Origin of the sequence: Tenacibaculum agarivorans, assembly GCF_001936575.1 — a bacterium.
Taxonomy (GTDB): domain Bacteria; phylum Bacteroidota; class Bacteroidia; order Flavobacteriales; family Flavobacteriaceae; genus Polaribacter; species Polaribacter agarivorans.
Map to the genome: position 1 here is coordinate 80,714 of NZ_MSMP01000006.1, position 14,266 is coordinate 94,979.

General features: G+C 31.3%; 13 protein-coding genes. 5 read left to right on the forward strand and 8 right to left on the reverse strand.

The window, feature by feature from the left end:
- Positions 1 to 185: 185 nt before the first annotated feature.
- The 3 genes from BVC87_RS06110 to BVC87_RS06120 form a co-directional block, all read right to left on the reverse strand.
- Positions 186 to 1,376 (reverse strand): glycoside hydrolase family 130 protein, encoded by a 1,191-nt coding sequence (locus BVC87_RS06110; RefSeq protein WP_075341471.1) that lies wholly within the window; start codon positions 1,374 to 1,376, stop codon positions 186 to 188.
- A 6-nt stretch (positions 1,377 to 1,382) separates the two neighbouring features.
- The gene (locus tag BVC87_RS06115; RefSeq protein WP_075341472.1) at positions 1,383 to 2,774 is read right to left on the reverse strand and encodes an MFS transporter; all 1,392 of its coding nucleotides are present in this window, start codon (positions 2,772 to 2,774) and stop codon (positions 1,383 to 1,385) included.
- A gap of 229 nt (positions 2,775 to 3,003) precedes the next feature.
- On the reverse strand, positions 3,004 to 4,182 hold the full coding sequence (locus BVC87_RS06120; RefSeq protein WP_075341473.1) for an AGE family epimerase/isomerase: 1,179 nt from the start codon (positions 4,180 to 4,182) through the stop codon (positions 3,004 to 3,006).
- 177 nt (positions 4,183 to 4,359) lie between these two features.
- Between BVC87_RS06120 and BVC87_RS06125 the strand changes: the two genes are divergently transcribed.
- Together BVC87_RS06125 and BVC87_RS06130 are read left to right on the forward strand one after the other, a co-directional pair.
- Positions 4,360 to 4,983 (forward strand): FMN-binding negative transcriptional regulator, encoded by a 624-nt coding sequence (locus BVC87_RS06125; protein ID WP_075341474.1) that lies wholly within the window; start codon positions 4,360 to 4,362, stop codon positions 4,981 to 4,983.
- A gap of 297 nt (positions 4,984 to 5,280) precedes the next feature.
- Positions 5,281 to 5,982 (forward strand): M50 family metallopeptidase, encoded by a 702-nt coding sequence (locus BVC87_RS06130; RefSeq protein WP_083629313.1) that lies wholly within the window; start codon positions 5,281 to 5,283, stop codon positions 5,980 to 5,982.
- A gap of 10 nt (positions 5,983 to 5,992) precedes the next feature.
- Here the strand turns inward: BVC87_RS06130 and BVC87_RS06135 are convergent, their stop codons facing one another.
- From BVC87_RS06135 to BVC87_RS06145, 3 genes are all read right to left on the reverse strand, one after another.
- A complete protein-coding gene (locus BVC87_RS06135) occupies positions 5,993 to 7,123 on the reverse strand; it encodes an AEC family transporter (protein ID WP_075341476.1) in 1,131 nt (376 codons plus the stop codon).
- 18 nt (positions 7,124 to 7,141) lie between these two features.
- Complete coding sequence (locus tag BVC87_RS06140; protein WP_075341477.1) at positions 7,142 to 8,332, reverse strand: pyridoxal phosphate-dependent aminotransferase; 1,191 nt, start codon at positions 8,330 to 8,332, stop codon at positions 7,142 to 7,144.
- Positions 8,333 to 8,518: 186 nt separating this feature from the next.
- Positions 8,519 to 9,904: an alanine/glycine:cation symporter family protein gene (locus BVC87_RS06145; protein ID WP_075341478.1), complete on the reverse strand. Its 1,386-nt coding sequence runs from the start codon at positions 9,902 to 9,904 to the stop codon at positions 8,519 to 8,521.
- 171 nt (positions 9,905 to 10,075) lie between these two features.
- Between BVC87_RS06145 and BVC87_RS06150 the strand changes: the two genes are divergently transcribed.
- From BVC87_RS06150 to BVC87_RS06160, 3 genes are all read left to right on the forward strand, one after another.
- Positions 10,076 to 10,981 (forward strand): hypothetical protein, encoded by a 906-nt coding sequence (locus BVC87_RS06150; protein WP_075341479.1) that lies wholly within the window; start codon positions 10,076 to 10,078, stop codon positions 10,979 to 10,981.
- A 173-nt stretch (positions 10,982 to 11,154) separates the two neighbouring features.
- Positions 11,155 to 11,958: a DUF6503 family protein gene (locus tag BVC87_RS06155; RefSeq protein ID WP_075341480.1), complete on the forward strand. Its 804-nt coding sequence runs from the start codon at positions 11,155 to 11,157 to the stop codon at positions 11,956 to 11,958.
- 4 nt (positions 11,959 to 11,962) lie between these two features.
- Positions 11,963 to 12,325: a cupin domain-containing protein gene (locus BVC87_RS06160; protein ID WP_075341481.1), complete on the forward strand. Its 363-nt coding sequence runs from the start codon at positions 11,963 to 11,965 to the stop codon at positions 12,323 to 12,325.
- 260 nt (positions 12,326 to 12,585) lie between these two features.
- Here BVC87_RS06160 and BVC87_RS06165 read toward each other — a convergent pair whose 3' ends face one another.
- Both BVC87_RS06165 and pheS read right to left on the reverse strand, forming a co-directional pair.
- Positions 12,586 to 12,981 carry a hypothetical protein gene (locus BVC87_RS06165; RefSeq protein ID WP_075341482.1) on the reverse strand — a complete coding sequence of 132 codons (396 nt, stop codon included), beginning with the start codon at positions 12,979 to 12,981 and terminating at the stop codon, positions 12,586 to 12,588.
- Positions 12,982 to 13,068: 87 nt separating this feature from the next.
- Entirely contained in the window at positions 13,069 to 14,088 is a 1,020-nt protein-coding gene (pheS, locus tag BVC87_RS06170) for a phenylalanine--tRNA ligase subunit alpha (RefSeq protein WP_075341483.1), read from the reverse strand.
- Positions 14,089 to 14,266 lie beyond the last annotated feature (178 nt).

Below are 14,266 nucleotides of genomic sequence, written 5' to 3' on the forward strand. Positions count from 1 at the left end.
CGTTTATAAGACAAAGATTGCTTCACTTCCCTTTCTCTTTCCTTCAAGAATCTCAGGAAATATTCAGGATTCGTTCGCAAAGACATTTTTATTCACATAGAACTCAAGAAAAATTATATTGAATCCACATTAATAAAAGGTGGTTAGCACTCGTCTAACCACCTTTTGTATTAGGGTATTAAAAATTATAAAAAGGGCTTGTTATGTTCAATTAGTTTTAGAATTGATTGTACTGAGGTGCTACTTCTGTAATGATCTTCAGGAGTATTTTTACAGTAGTCTATTAATGCGGCTATAGAAGATACCGCTACATGCATGCGCACATCAGAAGAAGCATAATAAATATATACACTATCATCTTCTTCATTATGAATCCACCCATTTGAAAAAAGTACGTTGCTTACATCACCCACTATTTCTTCATCATTTGGTGCCATAAAATATCCTGCAGGTTGATATTTTACTTTGGTAATATCGTCTAAATGGGTCATCAATACATACAAAACATAGCGTAAACCGGCTGCTGTATTTCGTACACCATGTGCTAAATGTAGCCAACCTTCTTCTGTTTTAATAGGAGCAGGTCCTAGTCCATTTTTAAGCTCGTAAACCGTATGGTATTTTTTATTGAAAATCACCGTTTCTTCAGTAATAATCGCTTTTTCCATAGAATCCGTATAACCAATACCAACGCCTCCTCCGGATCCAGTTTCAATAAAACCATCTTGCGGACGTGTATATAAACAATACTTTCCGTTTACAAATTCAGGATGTAAAACTACGTTTCTTTGCTGGTCAGATGGGGTTACCAAATCAGGAAGTCGCTCCCAATTTATTAAATCTTTTGTTCTAGCTATTCCTGCACTCGCTACGGCACTAGAAGTATCTCCTTTAGGTGCTTTCGGGTCTTTACGTTCAGAGCAAAAAATACCGTAAATCCAACCATCTTCATGCGCTATTAAACGCATATCGTACACATTAGTATCTGGATTTTCCGTTTCTGGTAATGCTATAGGAGTATCCCAAAATCTAAAATTATCAAGTCCATTAGGGCTTTCAGCAATAGCAAAGAACGATTTACGATCGTATCCTTCTACTCTTACACAAACCACATAACTGTCATTCCACTTCATTGCCCCTGCATTAAACGTTGCGTTTACGCCAATACGCTCTTGCAGCATTGGATTGGTTTCTAGGTTTAAATCGTAGCGCCAATGAATGGGAACATGGTCAGCGGTAATAATAGGATTTTTATACCGTTGATAAATTCCGTTATATTTTGCGATTGGACTATTCTTTTGTAACAATAACGTTTCATGAGATTTGAGTAAATTTTTTAATCTCAATTTTGTTTTAGAAATTGATTTTGTGGTCATAGTGTACTAATTTTCTAATTCCCTTCTTTGGGTTAATTCTGTATTAATTTTTTGAATAAACTGATCGTCTAATTTGTAGAAATAAATAAAGATTGCTGATCCTATTGCTCCAATAGCTGGAATAAAACTCAGCATCATCCGAATACCAAATTTTGCATTTTCTGTTTGCACTACATTAGCTTCAAAACCATAATATGCTAACATCCATCCTGTGAGCGCTCCTCCTAAAGTCCAACCCATTTTTTGAGACATTGAAGAAGATGAGAAAATAAGTCCTGTTGCTCTTCTCCCTGTTTTCCATTCAGAATAATCAGCAATATCCGCATACATAGACCATAGTAACGGAAAAATAATTCCAGCGCAGGCACTGATTAAAAATTGAAAAATGAAGATAAATTGAAGGTGATTTTCTTTAAACCAAAAGAAAATACAACTAAATACACAGGCCAGTACCATAGCCATAAAAAAGGTCGTTTTTTTACCCAATTTAGCGGATATTGGTTTTGCTAAAATTACACCTACAATATTTGCTGCTTGACCTAATACTAAATATAAAGTACTGTACGTGATGTTTATATCTAGCAAAGGAAGTTTAAAAGCATTTTGACTTATAAAGTAATATTTAAAATAATAGATGGTAGCCCCATCTCTGAGTGAGTTAAATATGAGAGCACAAACACCAGCGCCTAATAAAATAAACCAAGGTTTGTTTTTGGCAAGATCTTTTAAATCAGTTTTTAGATCTGTTTTTTGTGCTTTTGGAGGTTTTATACGCTCCTTGGTTAAGTAAAAAGTTCCTAAAAAAAACAACGTAGCTATAATTCCAAAAATGGTAACAGTATATTGCCACCCAATAGCTTGATTTTCTACATTTCCTTGTTTGCTAAAAACACTAACTAAAGGCTCTGCTAGCGCTAAAACCAAGATACTTCCAGCAAAAGCAAATATAAATCGGTAACTAGCTAATGAAGTTCGCTCTTTAATATTAGAAGTTATAACTCCCAAAAGAGAAGCGTAAGGGATATTTATTGAAGTATACACAATCATCATTAAGGTGTATGTGATATAGGCATACACTATTTTACCACTAGTAGATAAATCAGGAGTAGAGAACGTTAATACACCTACAAAAGCAAAGGGAATGGCCATCCATAACAAATACGGTCTAAATTTTCCCCATTTTGTATTGGTTCTATCAGCAATGGCTCCCATTATTGGGTCATTTAGTCCGTCGAAAACTCTAGTTACTAAAAACATTGTACCTACAACGGCAGCAGAAATTCCAAAAACATCGGTGTAAAAAAAGAGTAAATACATGGTAAATAATTTCCAGAACATAGAAGATGCAAAATCTCCAAATCCATACCCTATTTTTTCACTAAGTTTTAATTTTTGCATTGGTTGAATCTTTTATGAGGACCATACATTTCGAGTAATCAAATTATATTGGTAACCCAGAAGGTTGATTTTTATGATATTTGTAAAATTTAACAATAAAAAATATTGTATTATCAATTTTAACACCAAACAAAATTAATTTTAGAAGTAATATAGAGGTGATACTATTTTATCAATTATTGCCTTTCTTTGAAAGAATAATGACAAAGTCCGCTTTTTAAGGTGCGGTTTATTGTATAATTTCAATACAAGCTCTTGTATTATGATAAGGACATTTCCACATTCCAACTTTTTCATGAGCAGTATTAAAATGGCCATTTTTATCCACTAACCAATACCATTCTCCATAAGTATGGTCTATGATAGAGGTCTTAATGAAGTTCCATATTTTAAAAAGATGATCAAGATATCTACTGTCTTCAGTGATTTTATACGTGTGATATAAACCAGCCATTGCCTCGGCTTGTTGCCACCAATGCCTATCAGTATCAACTTGCCCTGTTGCAGTATCTATTTCATTCATCACTCCACCATCTTGCGCTATAGCTACCTTAACAAAATGATCTGTGATTTTTACAGCAATTTCCTCTAGTTCTTTTATTGTTTCTGTAGCTTTAATTACTCTTGCTGCTTCTAAAAGTAACCAAGAAGCTTCTATATCATGTCCATAAGAATAAACGCTACTTTTTAATTCCCACTGTTCATTAAAAAATAAATGTAAATGCCCATCTTCAGATAAAAATTTATCAATAAAAATAGCAATCAAATTTTGAAGAGCCTTTTCTAATCTATCATCAGGATAAATTGTATACAGATTGGTATACGCTTCTAATATGTGTAAATGCGTATTCATTGTTTTGGCAGCGTTGTCATCCTTTTCACTCAACCGCATATCTTCTATAGCACTCCAGTTTTCTTCAAAAGCTTCTATATATCCGTTGTATTTGTTATCAAAGGCGTTTTCTTCAATAAATTTGAAAATTTCTTTAGCCCATACTTTTGCTTCTTCATTTTTTGAATATAAGTAGTACTCTGAAAGTGCATATATGGCAAAGGCTTGAGCATATATTTGCTTTCTTGTATTGATAGGTGTTCCCTTGTAATTGACTTCCCAATACACACCTCCGTACTTATTATCTTTAAAATATTCTTTGAGATAAGTAAAGCTTCTCTCACTGACATCTTTATATCGATCATCTTTATAGTAGTTAGATGCTTTCGAGAAAGACCACAAAATTCTTGTATTTAAAATAACACCTTTATGCGCTTGCTTATTTTTAATATTTGGATAATCTATATGCCCAATAAAGCCTCCAAAATCATCATCTACTGTGTGTTTTTCCCAATACGTAAGAATATTCTTAAGTTCATTTTCAAGATCGATTTTTAAATGCTCTAAAATATTCATGTAACGGTAGTTTTAGATAAATAAAGGTTTAGCTTTCAAGGTTTCTCAAAAATAACTTGCAGTTTTTATTTGTAATAACACTTTTTTGTCAAAGATTCAAAACCATTTGATCTGTTTATAATAATGATTGCTTTTCACTCTAAAATGATTATATTTTTACCGTAAATTTTCAACCATATGTATAATATTCCTATTTACAAAGCAGCTGATCAAGAAGAAATAGTTGCTTTTATTAATGAATATCCATTAGCTTTGATTACAGGAGTAAATCCAGTAGGTAAGATAGTGTCTACTCAGATTCCTTTATTAGTGAAAAAGAGAGGAGATGATCTATATCTTTTAGGTCATATGATGAAAAATACAGATCACTGCAAGGCTTTTTTAGAAAACCCTGAAGTAGTATCTGTTTTCACTGGGCCGAATGGTTATGTAAGTGCATCTTGGTGTGTAAATTCAAACAAAGGATCTACATGGAATTATATGAGTGTACATACAGAGGGTAAACTTTCTTTTTTTGAAGGAGAGCAATTGGTGGCTCTTATGAAAGAATTCACTTTATATCATGAAGGAGGAAATACAAGTTCACCAACTGTGTATGATAATTTACCAGAAAGTTATACGAACAAATGGATGCCTCACATTATAGGTTTTGAAATGAAAGTGGAACATTTAGATACCGTTTTTAAATTAAGTCAAGGTTTGGATAAAGAAAGTTACTTGAATGTAATTGCTGAACTAGAAAAAAAGGGAGGAACGAATTCTTTTTTAGCAGAAGAAATGAAAAAAAGAATACCTAGTTAAGATGGATCTTGTTTGAGAATAAAAATGATATTTCGAGCGAAACTCGTGGGAGTAGAGTGGAAATAAATTTTATATTTCGACTATTGCTCAGTAGATCTATTGGAAATTAAAATAGATAGTTCTCGATACAATTTTACCTCATTGTCATTCAGTAAAATCACTCGAACTGACAAGATTTTATTATGGATTTATCTTAATCAATTTGTGTTTAAAATAAAACGTGTCTAGAATTTATTGAACGTGTAAACTAAGATTTCGACTGTGCTCCATCTGATATAAGAATTAAAAATATTTACATTGAACTCAAAAAAACTCGATTATACCATACTTAGCATAGCAGCAGGAATTTTTCTATTGTTACAACTTCCTGATTTAGCACATTTGCAATATCCGTTTCGATTATTAGGTACTTGGTTTCATGAAATGGGACATGGACTAACAGCTATTTTAGTAGGAGGAGAGTTTAAGTATTTAGAGATTTATCAAAATGGTGGAGGTGTAGCTTATTCTACTGTAACTAACCGCTTTTTCTCCATTTCAATAGCTAGAGCTTTAACAGCCGCTGGAGGTTTATTAGGTCCGGCTATTGCAGGAGCTATTTTAATTATTTCTGCGAAATCAATAAAATATGCAAGCATACTTTTAAAAATACTCACAGGTGTAATCATTTTATCTTTACTTCTTTGGATTCGTTCTACATGGGGAATTATAATTCTGACAGCTTTTGCTGTAGGTTTTATAATTATCATGTTTTTAAAAAATAAGAAGATCGAAACCATTACAGTGTTGTTTTTAGGTCTGCAATGTATTTTAAGTACTTTTTTACAATTCAATTATTTGTTTACCAAACAATTCGAGCGTCATGGTGCTATTATGACTTCCGATACAGAAAATATAGCAGCTAATAGCTTTGGTACATACTGGATGTGGGGACTCATCATTTTTATTATCAGCGGTGTACTTCTATGGAAGAGTATTCGATTTTACTTTTCAAAATAACATTACACAATTAATTCAAATCTGTATTTGAGGCAACTATCACCTTTTGTTCTTTTTTGTATAACGGTACGTGTTTACGCAAGAAATTCATAAAGGGTAAAATAGACCCTCCAATAAACAGTAAAATACTTGTGATTAATAACGTGGTTACTTCTGTAAATGTTTCACCACTTGTAAGTACTGTGAGAATCATAATTACAGATATTGGTAAGGATAATGCTAATACAGACAAAGCAACAGAGGTGTCAAAAGTTCTCTTGGGTTTAGCAATAGCTGATTCTTTAGATGAAATAGTAGAAATATGAGCAAAGGGCCAAAAACTACAAGAGCTTAATGAAAATACTAAGATGAATAGGATTTCTTTCTGCACTGAAAGATTAAAAATTAGAATTACTAGTAAAACTAAGAAAAATGAAATTGCAGCACGGAGCATAAGCAATGATAAAATCTGAAAGAAACTTTTGCGGTTTAATTTGAGAGCTAATCCTATAAAAATAAGGACAACTGGCGTCATAATAAAACTTAGTCTGTTTAGAATTTTATACAGTATAGTGGGTAAATTATCGATACTAATTCCTAGATATAAAAGAATCAAAGCGGCAAAAATAAACAGGTTAACTGGTTCTAAAATGAGTGTTTTAAATAGAGAAGTCATTTTTTCCTTCATAGATTCTTTTTGTACAGATTGACTCCTGTTATGCCATTGCATAGCAATTAAATATAATATGAATAAGACAAAAAATTTATTACCTAAATCAGCCATAGCAGCTTTAGCTAAGTAGGAATCTCCTAAAAACTCTATAATGAACGGAAAACAAGACAAGCCTGGAGCTAATGAAGGTAATAATAAAAGTATAGATCTGAACGAAGACTTTTTAGTAACCCCAACATAGGATAGTAGAAGTGGAGCTAATAAAAATAGTATACCATTAAAGAATAAAGTAAAAAAGGGTAAAAGAAGTAAATTGTTATCGATTTTAATTTTTAGCAAAGCGATAAAAATTGTTGCTGGTAAGGCTAGATTTAAGATTAGTGCTTTTAATCCATCTTTCTGATTGTTTTTAGCAAATTTTCCCTTCAAAAATATACCAATCAAAATGAAAATGATGAAAGATAATGATTTCTCTATTGCGTTGTCCATAATGTAGATAATAGTGCTTTATGCAAAAATTTCATCCATTGCCTTTGTGAATAATTTCATTTCATCCAATGTGCCGATACTTACTCTACACCAATTTTTATCCCAAAACTTAAAGGCGCGAACAGCTACTTTCTTATCATATATTTTCTGTAAAAATTTATCACCTTCCATTGAAATTTCAAAGATTAAGAAATTGGTTTCTGAAGGCATTACGCGATAGTTTTTCTCTTCTAAATATGTCTTGGTATAATCTCTCGCTATTTTAATTTTGTCTTTACAATTTTGTAAAAAATCAACTTCAGTTAACGCTATTGTTGCGGCTAGTATAGAGGGGCCTGTAATTCCCATTCCTCCTCTAGTGATTTCTTGAATTTGCTGTACAGTTTCTTTTTTACCTACTAAATATCCTATGCGTAATCCTGCCATTCCATAAATTTTGGAAAATGTACGTGCGATCATCACATTTTTACCCTCGCTAACCAAGCTAACCATACTATCTTTTAATCCGTTTTTCGATAACTCAATGTAGGCTTCATCTACAAAAACAGGTACTTTTTTAGAAACGCGACTACAAAACTCTTTTAATTTTTTAGCATCAGTAATAGTACCCGTTGGATTATTGGGGTTACAGATGTATACCAATTTAGTATTATGATCAATTCCTGCTTCCATTGCATCTAAATCATGTTGAAAGTCAGGTAATAGCTTATATGATTTCCACTGTCCACCTACTGATTTAGACACATTAATTAATGACATATAGCTAGGGTCTGCACTTATCACATCTCCACCTTTTTGAAATAATACCATAGCTACTTTTTCTAGAATATCTGATGATCCAGGACCCATTAAAATTTGTTCTGTAGAAACGTTTTCTTTTTGAGCAATTAAATCCATTAGATTAAATAAAGTTTTCCAAGCATATCTATTTCCTTGAAATACTTCTTTTTGAAAAGCTTTAGCGGCTTGAGGAGGCGGACCATAAGGATTTTCGTTTGCTCTAAGAATAGCTTTTAGTTCTGGTTCCTTAAAGGGTGGAGGAGTAAATTCATTAAAAGAGTTAGGGGTGTTATATAAAAATGGAGCATTTTTTATCTGAGCTTCTTCTACAGCCATAGCCCAAATATCATTTGGGATTAAAGCCATTGAAGCCAATGTTAAAGTTCCTTTTTTTAACCAATTACGTCTGCTTATACCTGTAGTTTCCATGCTGAAGTTTGAATAAATTTGATTGAACTACAATGTATACAGATTTATTAAAAAAAGCTATGGTAATTATTTAAAAATAAGCAACTTAAAATGTGATTTGTTTAAAATTCAATACTTGTTTTTACGAAGTCTATATCAGCTTTTTATTCAAAATCGTTAGTTGGTAAGTTTTTGAAAATAATAGTATTATCTATTGTTAGTTGTTTCTTGAAGCTTTTCCTGTTTTAATTCTGAAAAATATTTGTTTGCCGCTTTCTTTACTTTAGGTGCTAAAATTAAGGTAGAAAGTACCGTTGGAATTGCCATTAAAGCATAACCACTATCTATTACGTTAATTACAAATTCCAGTTTTACAATAGAAGCAATAACAATGGTTACAATGTATATATAATTGTAATAGCTTCCAATTTTTGAATTCGTTAAAAAACTAAGACAAGAATATCCATAGAATGAGTAGGTAAACAAGGTTGAGAAAGCAAATATCAATACACAAATGGTTAAAATAATGCTACCTAATCCACTAGGTAAAACAGTATCAAAAGCTGTTAGTGTTAGTGAAATTCCGTTACCATCAAAGCCTTTCCATATTCCAGAAGCTAAAATAGCTAGAGCAGTAAGTGTACAAACTAACAAAGTATCAATGGCTGGACCTAGCATGGCTACTAAACCTTCTCGTATAGGTTCATCGGTTTTTGCTGTTCCATGCATTATTGGAGCAGTTCCTAGTCCTGCTTCATTAGAGAAAGCGGCGCGTTTTACTCCAGTAATAATTAAACTCCCCAAAGCACCACCCAAAACAGCATTTCCAGAAAAAGCATCGGTAAAAATTAATGAAAACATTGCAGGAATATTTTCAATTTTTAAGATTAGGATCGTACACACTGTAAGTAAGTAAATAACTACCATAACAGGAACTAACTTTCCTGCCACTTTTCCAATACGTTTTATTCCACCAAAAATAACAAGAGCTGTAATAATAGCTATTGTAATACCTAAAAGTAGTTTGGCTGTAAAAATATTAGCTTCTTTTACATCAAAAACATCCACTAAAGTTTGAGTAAGTTGATTGGCCTGAAAGGCGGGTAATGTTCCTATTAAACCAGCGGAAGCAAAAAAAACAGCTAAAGGTTTCCATTGTTTGCCTAAGCCTTCTGTAATTACGTACATTGGACCTCCTTTGGTATTGCCTTTTTCATCTTTTCCTCTATACATAATAGACAAACTACACGTAAAAAACTTAGTAGCCATACCTACAAAAGCACTTACCCACATCCAAAAAATAGCACCAGGTCCACCAGTAGCAATAGCAATAGCTACACCACTAATATTACCCATACCTACAGTAGCAGCAATTGCAGAAGATAAAGCTTCATAGTGAGATAAATCTCCAGGAGAATTATGTTTATCATATTTGCCTCGTAAAATATTTACAGCATGACCTAAATAACGAAAAGGAACTAACCCTGAATAGATAAAAAGAAAAAAACCTCCTCCGATTAAAAGAATTAGTAAAGGAATTCCCCAAACCCAAGATTGAAATTGAGCAACAAGGTCTTGAATATTTAAAAACATATTGGTTTTTGAACGAAAATAAGATATTTACAGATTAGTTTATAATTCTTTAGTCTTTTTCATAACCATTTGTCGTATCATTCAAGATTGTTTGTCGAAAAAACAATTTATGCTATAAAAAAAAGAAAGTTTTTTGTACCTTTATAAATAACAACTTCATATTCCCCAATTATGAAAATTTTCAGTAAAACTTCAGTGAATAAGTTCTACAAGTATTCACCAATTATTATTTTAGTATTAGTCGTTATTTATTCTTTCAACACCAACAAGAACCAGAATAAATTAGAAGAAGAATTCAAGAAAGAAAAACAAATTCTTGAAAAGGAACTCGATAAAGTGATTGCAGACTACAAAAAAATCACAGTACGAAAAAAAGGATTATCAAGGAGAATTATTACAAGCATTAATAAAATAATTGCCCTTAAGGATTCTATTAAAGAAATCAAAGGAGCTAACCATGCCTTGCTTGCAAAATATACTTTGAAAGCAGCAAAATTGGAAAGAGACAATAGAAATCTTTATATTGAAGCGAATCGTCTTCAGAATGAAAATGAAGAGTTACTTCAAAAGAATGAGATTGCTAAAAATACCCTAAGAGCGCACAAGAAAACTCACGAATCATTACTTAACGAGAAGAAAGCTCTTTTAAAAGAAGAAAATGAGCTTAAAAGTAAAATTAGTACTGTAGCCAAAGTAGAGGTTGGTAGGGTTTCTATAAATGCATTTAAAGAAAAAAGAAATGGAAAATATGTAAATACTTCCAGATCTAGTAAAACAGATGCGTTTAAAGTTAAGTTCGATTTGTTAGAAAACGTAGTTGCTAATCCAGGTGAAAGAGATGTTTACATTCAAATAGTAGATGATGAAGGAGAGGTAGTGTTTTCTGAAAAGAGTGCACTTAAAAATGAAGCAAATATAGCATGTAATGATGCTATAAAAGTTGATTATAGAAATCAACAAATAGGTGTTGTTTCTCTAATTTCAGTTGATAAGAATCAAATGAGAAGAGGGAATTACGTAGCTAACGTATATATAGGTGATAGAAAAGTTGGAGCCTCAAGTATCCTTCTGAAATAAAGAAATTCAATATAAAATTTGAAACCCTCTTAAAGATTGATTTAAGAGGGTTTTTTAATGTAGAAATTTTACTTTTAGAACATAAACCTTGTTAAAAAATGTAAGCTTTTTTGAAAAACAAGACTACCTATCACAGTTAAAACACCATATTAACAAACTAGAACTTTAAACAAATGAAAACTAATACCTTACTTTTACTATTGATTTCAATAGTATTTACCTATGTCTCGTGTAAAAGTGAAAAGCAAGAACATAAAGAATTAAAAAACATTGAGAAGAAGGACGTTCCTGTAAGTAAAGGAGATTCGATTGTTAATTTAGCAATTACTGCACATGGAGGTACTTTATATGATAGTGCTTCTTATAAGTTTACCTTCAGAAAAAAAGAATATACTTTCACTAATACTAAAGATACTTATCAGTACTCAGTTAAGACTCAAAAAGAAAATCAATTGATTGAAGATGTTTTAGATAATGGAAAATTGACTAGAAAAGTCAATGGAGAAATGACAACCTTAAATCCTAGAGATAACTCCAGATATAAAGAGGCATTAAATTCAGTCGTATATTTTGCTACACTTCCGTACAAATTGAATGATGGTGCTGTGAATAAAAAATACAAAGGAGAAATTGTAATAAAAGGAGAGAACTATTTTGTAGTTGAAATAACATTTAATCAAGATGGTGGAGGTAAAGATTTTGAAGATCAGTACTATTATTGGATACATACTAAAACTCACACTATGGATTATTTGGCCTATAATTATAAAGTGAATAATGGAGGAGTACGATTTAGAAGTAGTTATAATAGAAGAAATGTAGATGGAATTTTATTCCAAGATTATATTAATTATAAAGCAGAAGTAGGAACTCCATTAGCTGATTTACCAGCTCTTTTTGAAAAAGGTGAATTAAAAGAAGTCTCTAGAATAGATACAGAAAGTGTTGTAAATTTAAAAAACACTAAAAATCAATAATAATATGTCAGCTGCAATTAATATTAAAGACAAGTTTAATTTGTTTTCAGATCATTGGTCTCCTAAAAAAATAGCAGAGCTTAATGGTCAACAAGTACTATTAGCTAAAATAAAAGGAGAATTTGTTTTCCATAAGCACGATGACGAAGATGAATTATTTATGGTTATAAAAGGACAATTACGAATAGATTTAGAAGATTCGTCAGTAACTATTAATGAAGGAGAGTTCTATATTGTTCCCAAAGGTGTTTTACACAAACCAATAGCAGAGGAAGAAGTACATATTCTGCTTTTTGAACCCTTATCAACAAAACATACAGGAGATGTTACAGCAGACATAACTGTAGAAACATATGAATCAATTTAATAGATGCCTGATGTGATTTTTTCATTCATCGATAGTAAAAGTCAGCTTAACTACAGTTAAAAATCATATATCGAATATCTTAAATTAAACCCGAGAAACAGTAGTACCTTTGAAGTGTAAATAAGTAGAATATATAAGTACACTTAGTTTTAGTTTTTTTCATAAAAAAACACTCTTCATTAAAATGAAGGTTTTTGAAATTTATTTGGTTGATTAAATTATGATCCTTTTGCAAGCCCCAAATGTAAAAGGATCTTTTTTTATTTAGATACTACACCTCTTTTCTCTAAAAAAGGAATCATTCGCAAAGCACCTTCTTTAATAGTATTTTCCTCAAAAATAAAAGTCTTCTCAAAAATTTGATTGTCTTGAAAAAAAGATACTTGAAATCTGTTTTTTAATTTAAAGACATCAGGATGTATCATTTCTATTTTAGCAAAACTAATTGCAGGTAGTACATCTATTCTTTTTCTAAATGTAGTGGTCTTTTTAGTATCAGAATAACCTTGAGATACAATCATCACCATTTCTAAATCTACTACTTTTCTATTGATAAGATATACATACCAATCCTCTGTATTATGTACATCATTATGTTCTAATGTTACGGCTATTTCTATACCGCTAACCTCAGGTATTATAATGTCTTTCTTCATAATCTTAACTTATATATTAATTAAAAAAGTTGTAAAATTCTCCACAAACTTTACAACTTTTATATTTTATAATCTTTGAATTTATTTTTAGATAACAGACTTAAACTGCTCTAAAAAACGAACATCATTTTCATAAAACATTCTAATATCAGGGATTTGATACAATAACATTGCAATACGCTCAATACCCATACCAAAAGCATAACCAGAATATTTTGTCGGATCAATATTACAGTTCTTTAATACATTAGGATCAACCATTCCACAACCCATAATCTCTAACCAACCTGTTCCTTTGGTGATTCTATAATCCGTTTCTGTTTCTAATCCCCAGTAAATATCTACTTCAGCACTTGGTTCAGTAAAAGGGAAATAAGAAGGACGTAAACGAATCTTAGACTTTCCGAACATTTCTTTAGTAAAGTATAATAATGTTTGTTTTAAATCAGCAAAAGAAACATCAGTGTCAATGTATAAACCTTCCACTTGGTGGAAAATACAATGTGCTCTGGCAGAAATATCTTCGTTTCTAAATACTCTTCCAGGAGAAATAGTTCTAATCGGTGGCTCATTTTTCTCCATATATCGAACCTGAACAGAAGAAGTATGTGTTCTTAATAAAGTATCAGGATTTTTTTCAATAAAGAAAGTATCTTGCATATCTCTAGCAGGATGATACTCTGGTAAGTTTAACGCTGTAAAGTTATGCCAATCATCCTCAATTTCAGGACCTTCAGAAACGGTAAATCCAATTCGATTAAAAACCTCAATAATTTGATTTTTAACTAGTGAAATTGGATGACGAGAACCCAACTGAATAGGTTCAGACGGACGAGTTAAATCTCCATAAACACCCTTTTCTTCAACAGCACTTTCTATAGCTTCTTTTAAAGTGTTTACTTTCTCTTCAGCAGATTTTTTTAAAAGATTTATAGTTTGCCCAAATTCCTTTTTTTGTTCGTTAGGAACATTTTTAAAATCAGTAAATAAATCCTTTAAAATTCCTTTGCTACCAAGGTATTTTATTCTGAATTTTTCAATTTCTTCAGCAGAAGAAGTCTCAAAGTTTTTAACTTCGTTAATTAACTCTGTAATCTTTTCTAACATATTCCGTCAAATTAGGTGGCAAATTTAAAACTTTTTACTGAAATAGAGTGGTAAATTATATGAACTACTACATCGTTTTCGAATGTGTAAAAAAAGGGGTATTTTAAGCTGTCAAATTAGTTAATTAATTATATTTGTACATTATTTTTATAAAAAAAACATTTTTAGAATAGTTAAA

Excerpts from the sequence above, each read along its gene's own strand:
- BVC87_RS06110 (WP_075341471.1), bottom strand. The coding sequence starts at position 1,376 with ATGACCACAAAATCAATTTCTAAAACAAAATTGAGATTAAAAAATTTA.
- BVC87_RS06115 (WP_075341472.1), bottom strand. The coding sequence starts at position 2,774 with ATGCAAAAATTAAAACTTAGTGAAAAAATAGGGTATGGATTTGGAGAT.
- BVC87_RS06120 (WP_075341473.1), bottom strand. The coding sequence starts at position 4,182 with ATGAATATTTTAGAGCATTTAAAAATCGATCTTGAAAATGAACTTAAG.
- BVC87_RS06125 (WP_075341474.1), top strand. The coding sequence starts at position 4,360 with ATGTATAATATTCCTATTTACAAAGCAGCTGATCAAGAAGAAATAGTT.
- BVC87_RS06135 (WP_075341476.1), bottom strand. The coding sequence starts at position 7,123 with ATGGACAACGCAATAGAGAAATCATTATCTTTCATCATTTTCATTTTG.
- BVC87_RS06140 (WP_075341477.1), bottom strand. The coding sequence starts at position 8,332 with ATGGAAACTACAGGTATAAGCAGACGTAATTGGTTAAAAAAAGGAACT.
- BVC87_RS06145 (WP_075341478.1), bottom strand. The coding sequence starts at position 9,904 with ATGTTTTTAAATATTCAAGACCTTGTTGCTCAATTTCAATCTTGGGTT.
- BVC87_RS06150 (WP_075341479.1), top strand. The coding sequence starts at position 10,076 with ATGAAAATTTTCAGTAAAACTTCAGTGAATAAGTTCTACAAGTATTCA.
- BVC87_RS06155 (WP_075341480.1), top strand. The coding sequence starts at position 11,155 with ATGAAAACTAATACCTTACTTTTACTATTGATTTCAATAGTATTTACC.
- BVC87_RS06160 (WP_075341481.1), top strand. The coding sequence starts at position 11,963 with ATGTCAGCTGCAATTAATATTAAAGACAAGTTTAATTTGTTTTCAGAT.
- BVC87_RS06165 (WP_075341482.1), bottom strand. The coding sequence starts at position 12,981 with ATGAAGAAAGACATTATAATACCTGAGGTTAGCGGTATAGAAATAGCC.
- pheS (WP_075341483.1), bottom strand. The coding sequence starts at position 14,088 with ATGTTAGAAAAGATTACAGAGTTAATTAACGAAGTTAAAAACTTTGAG.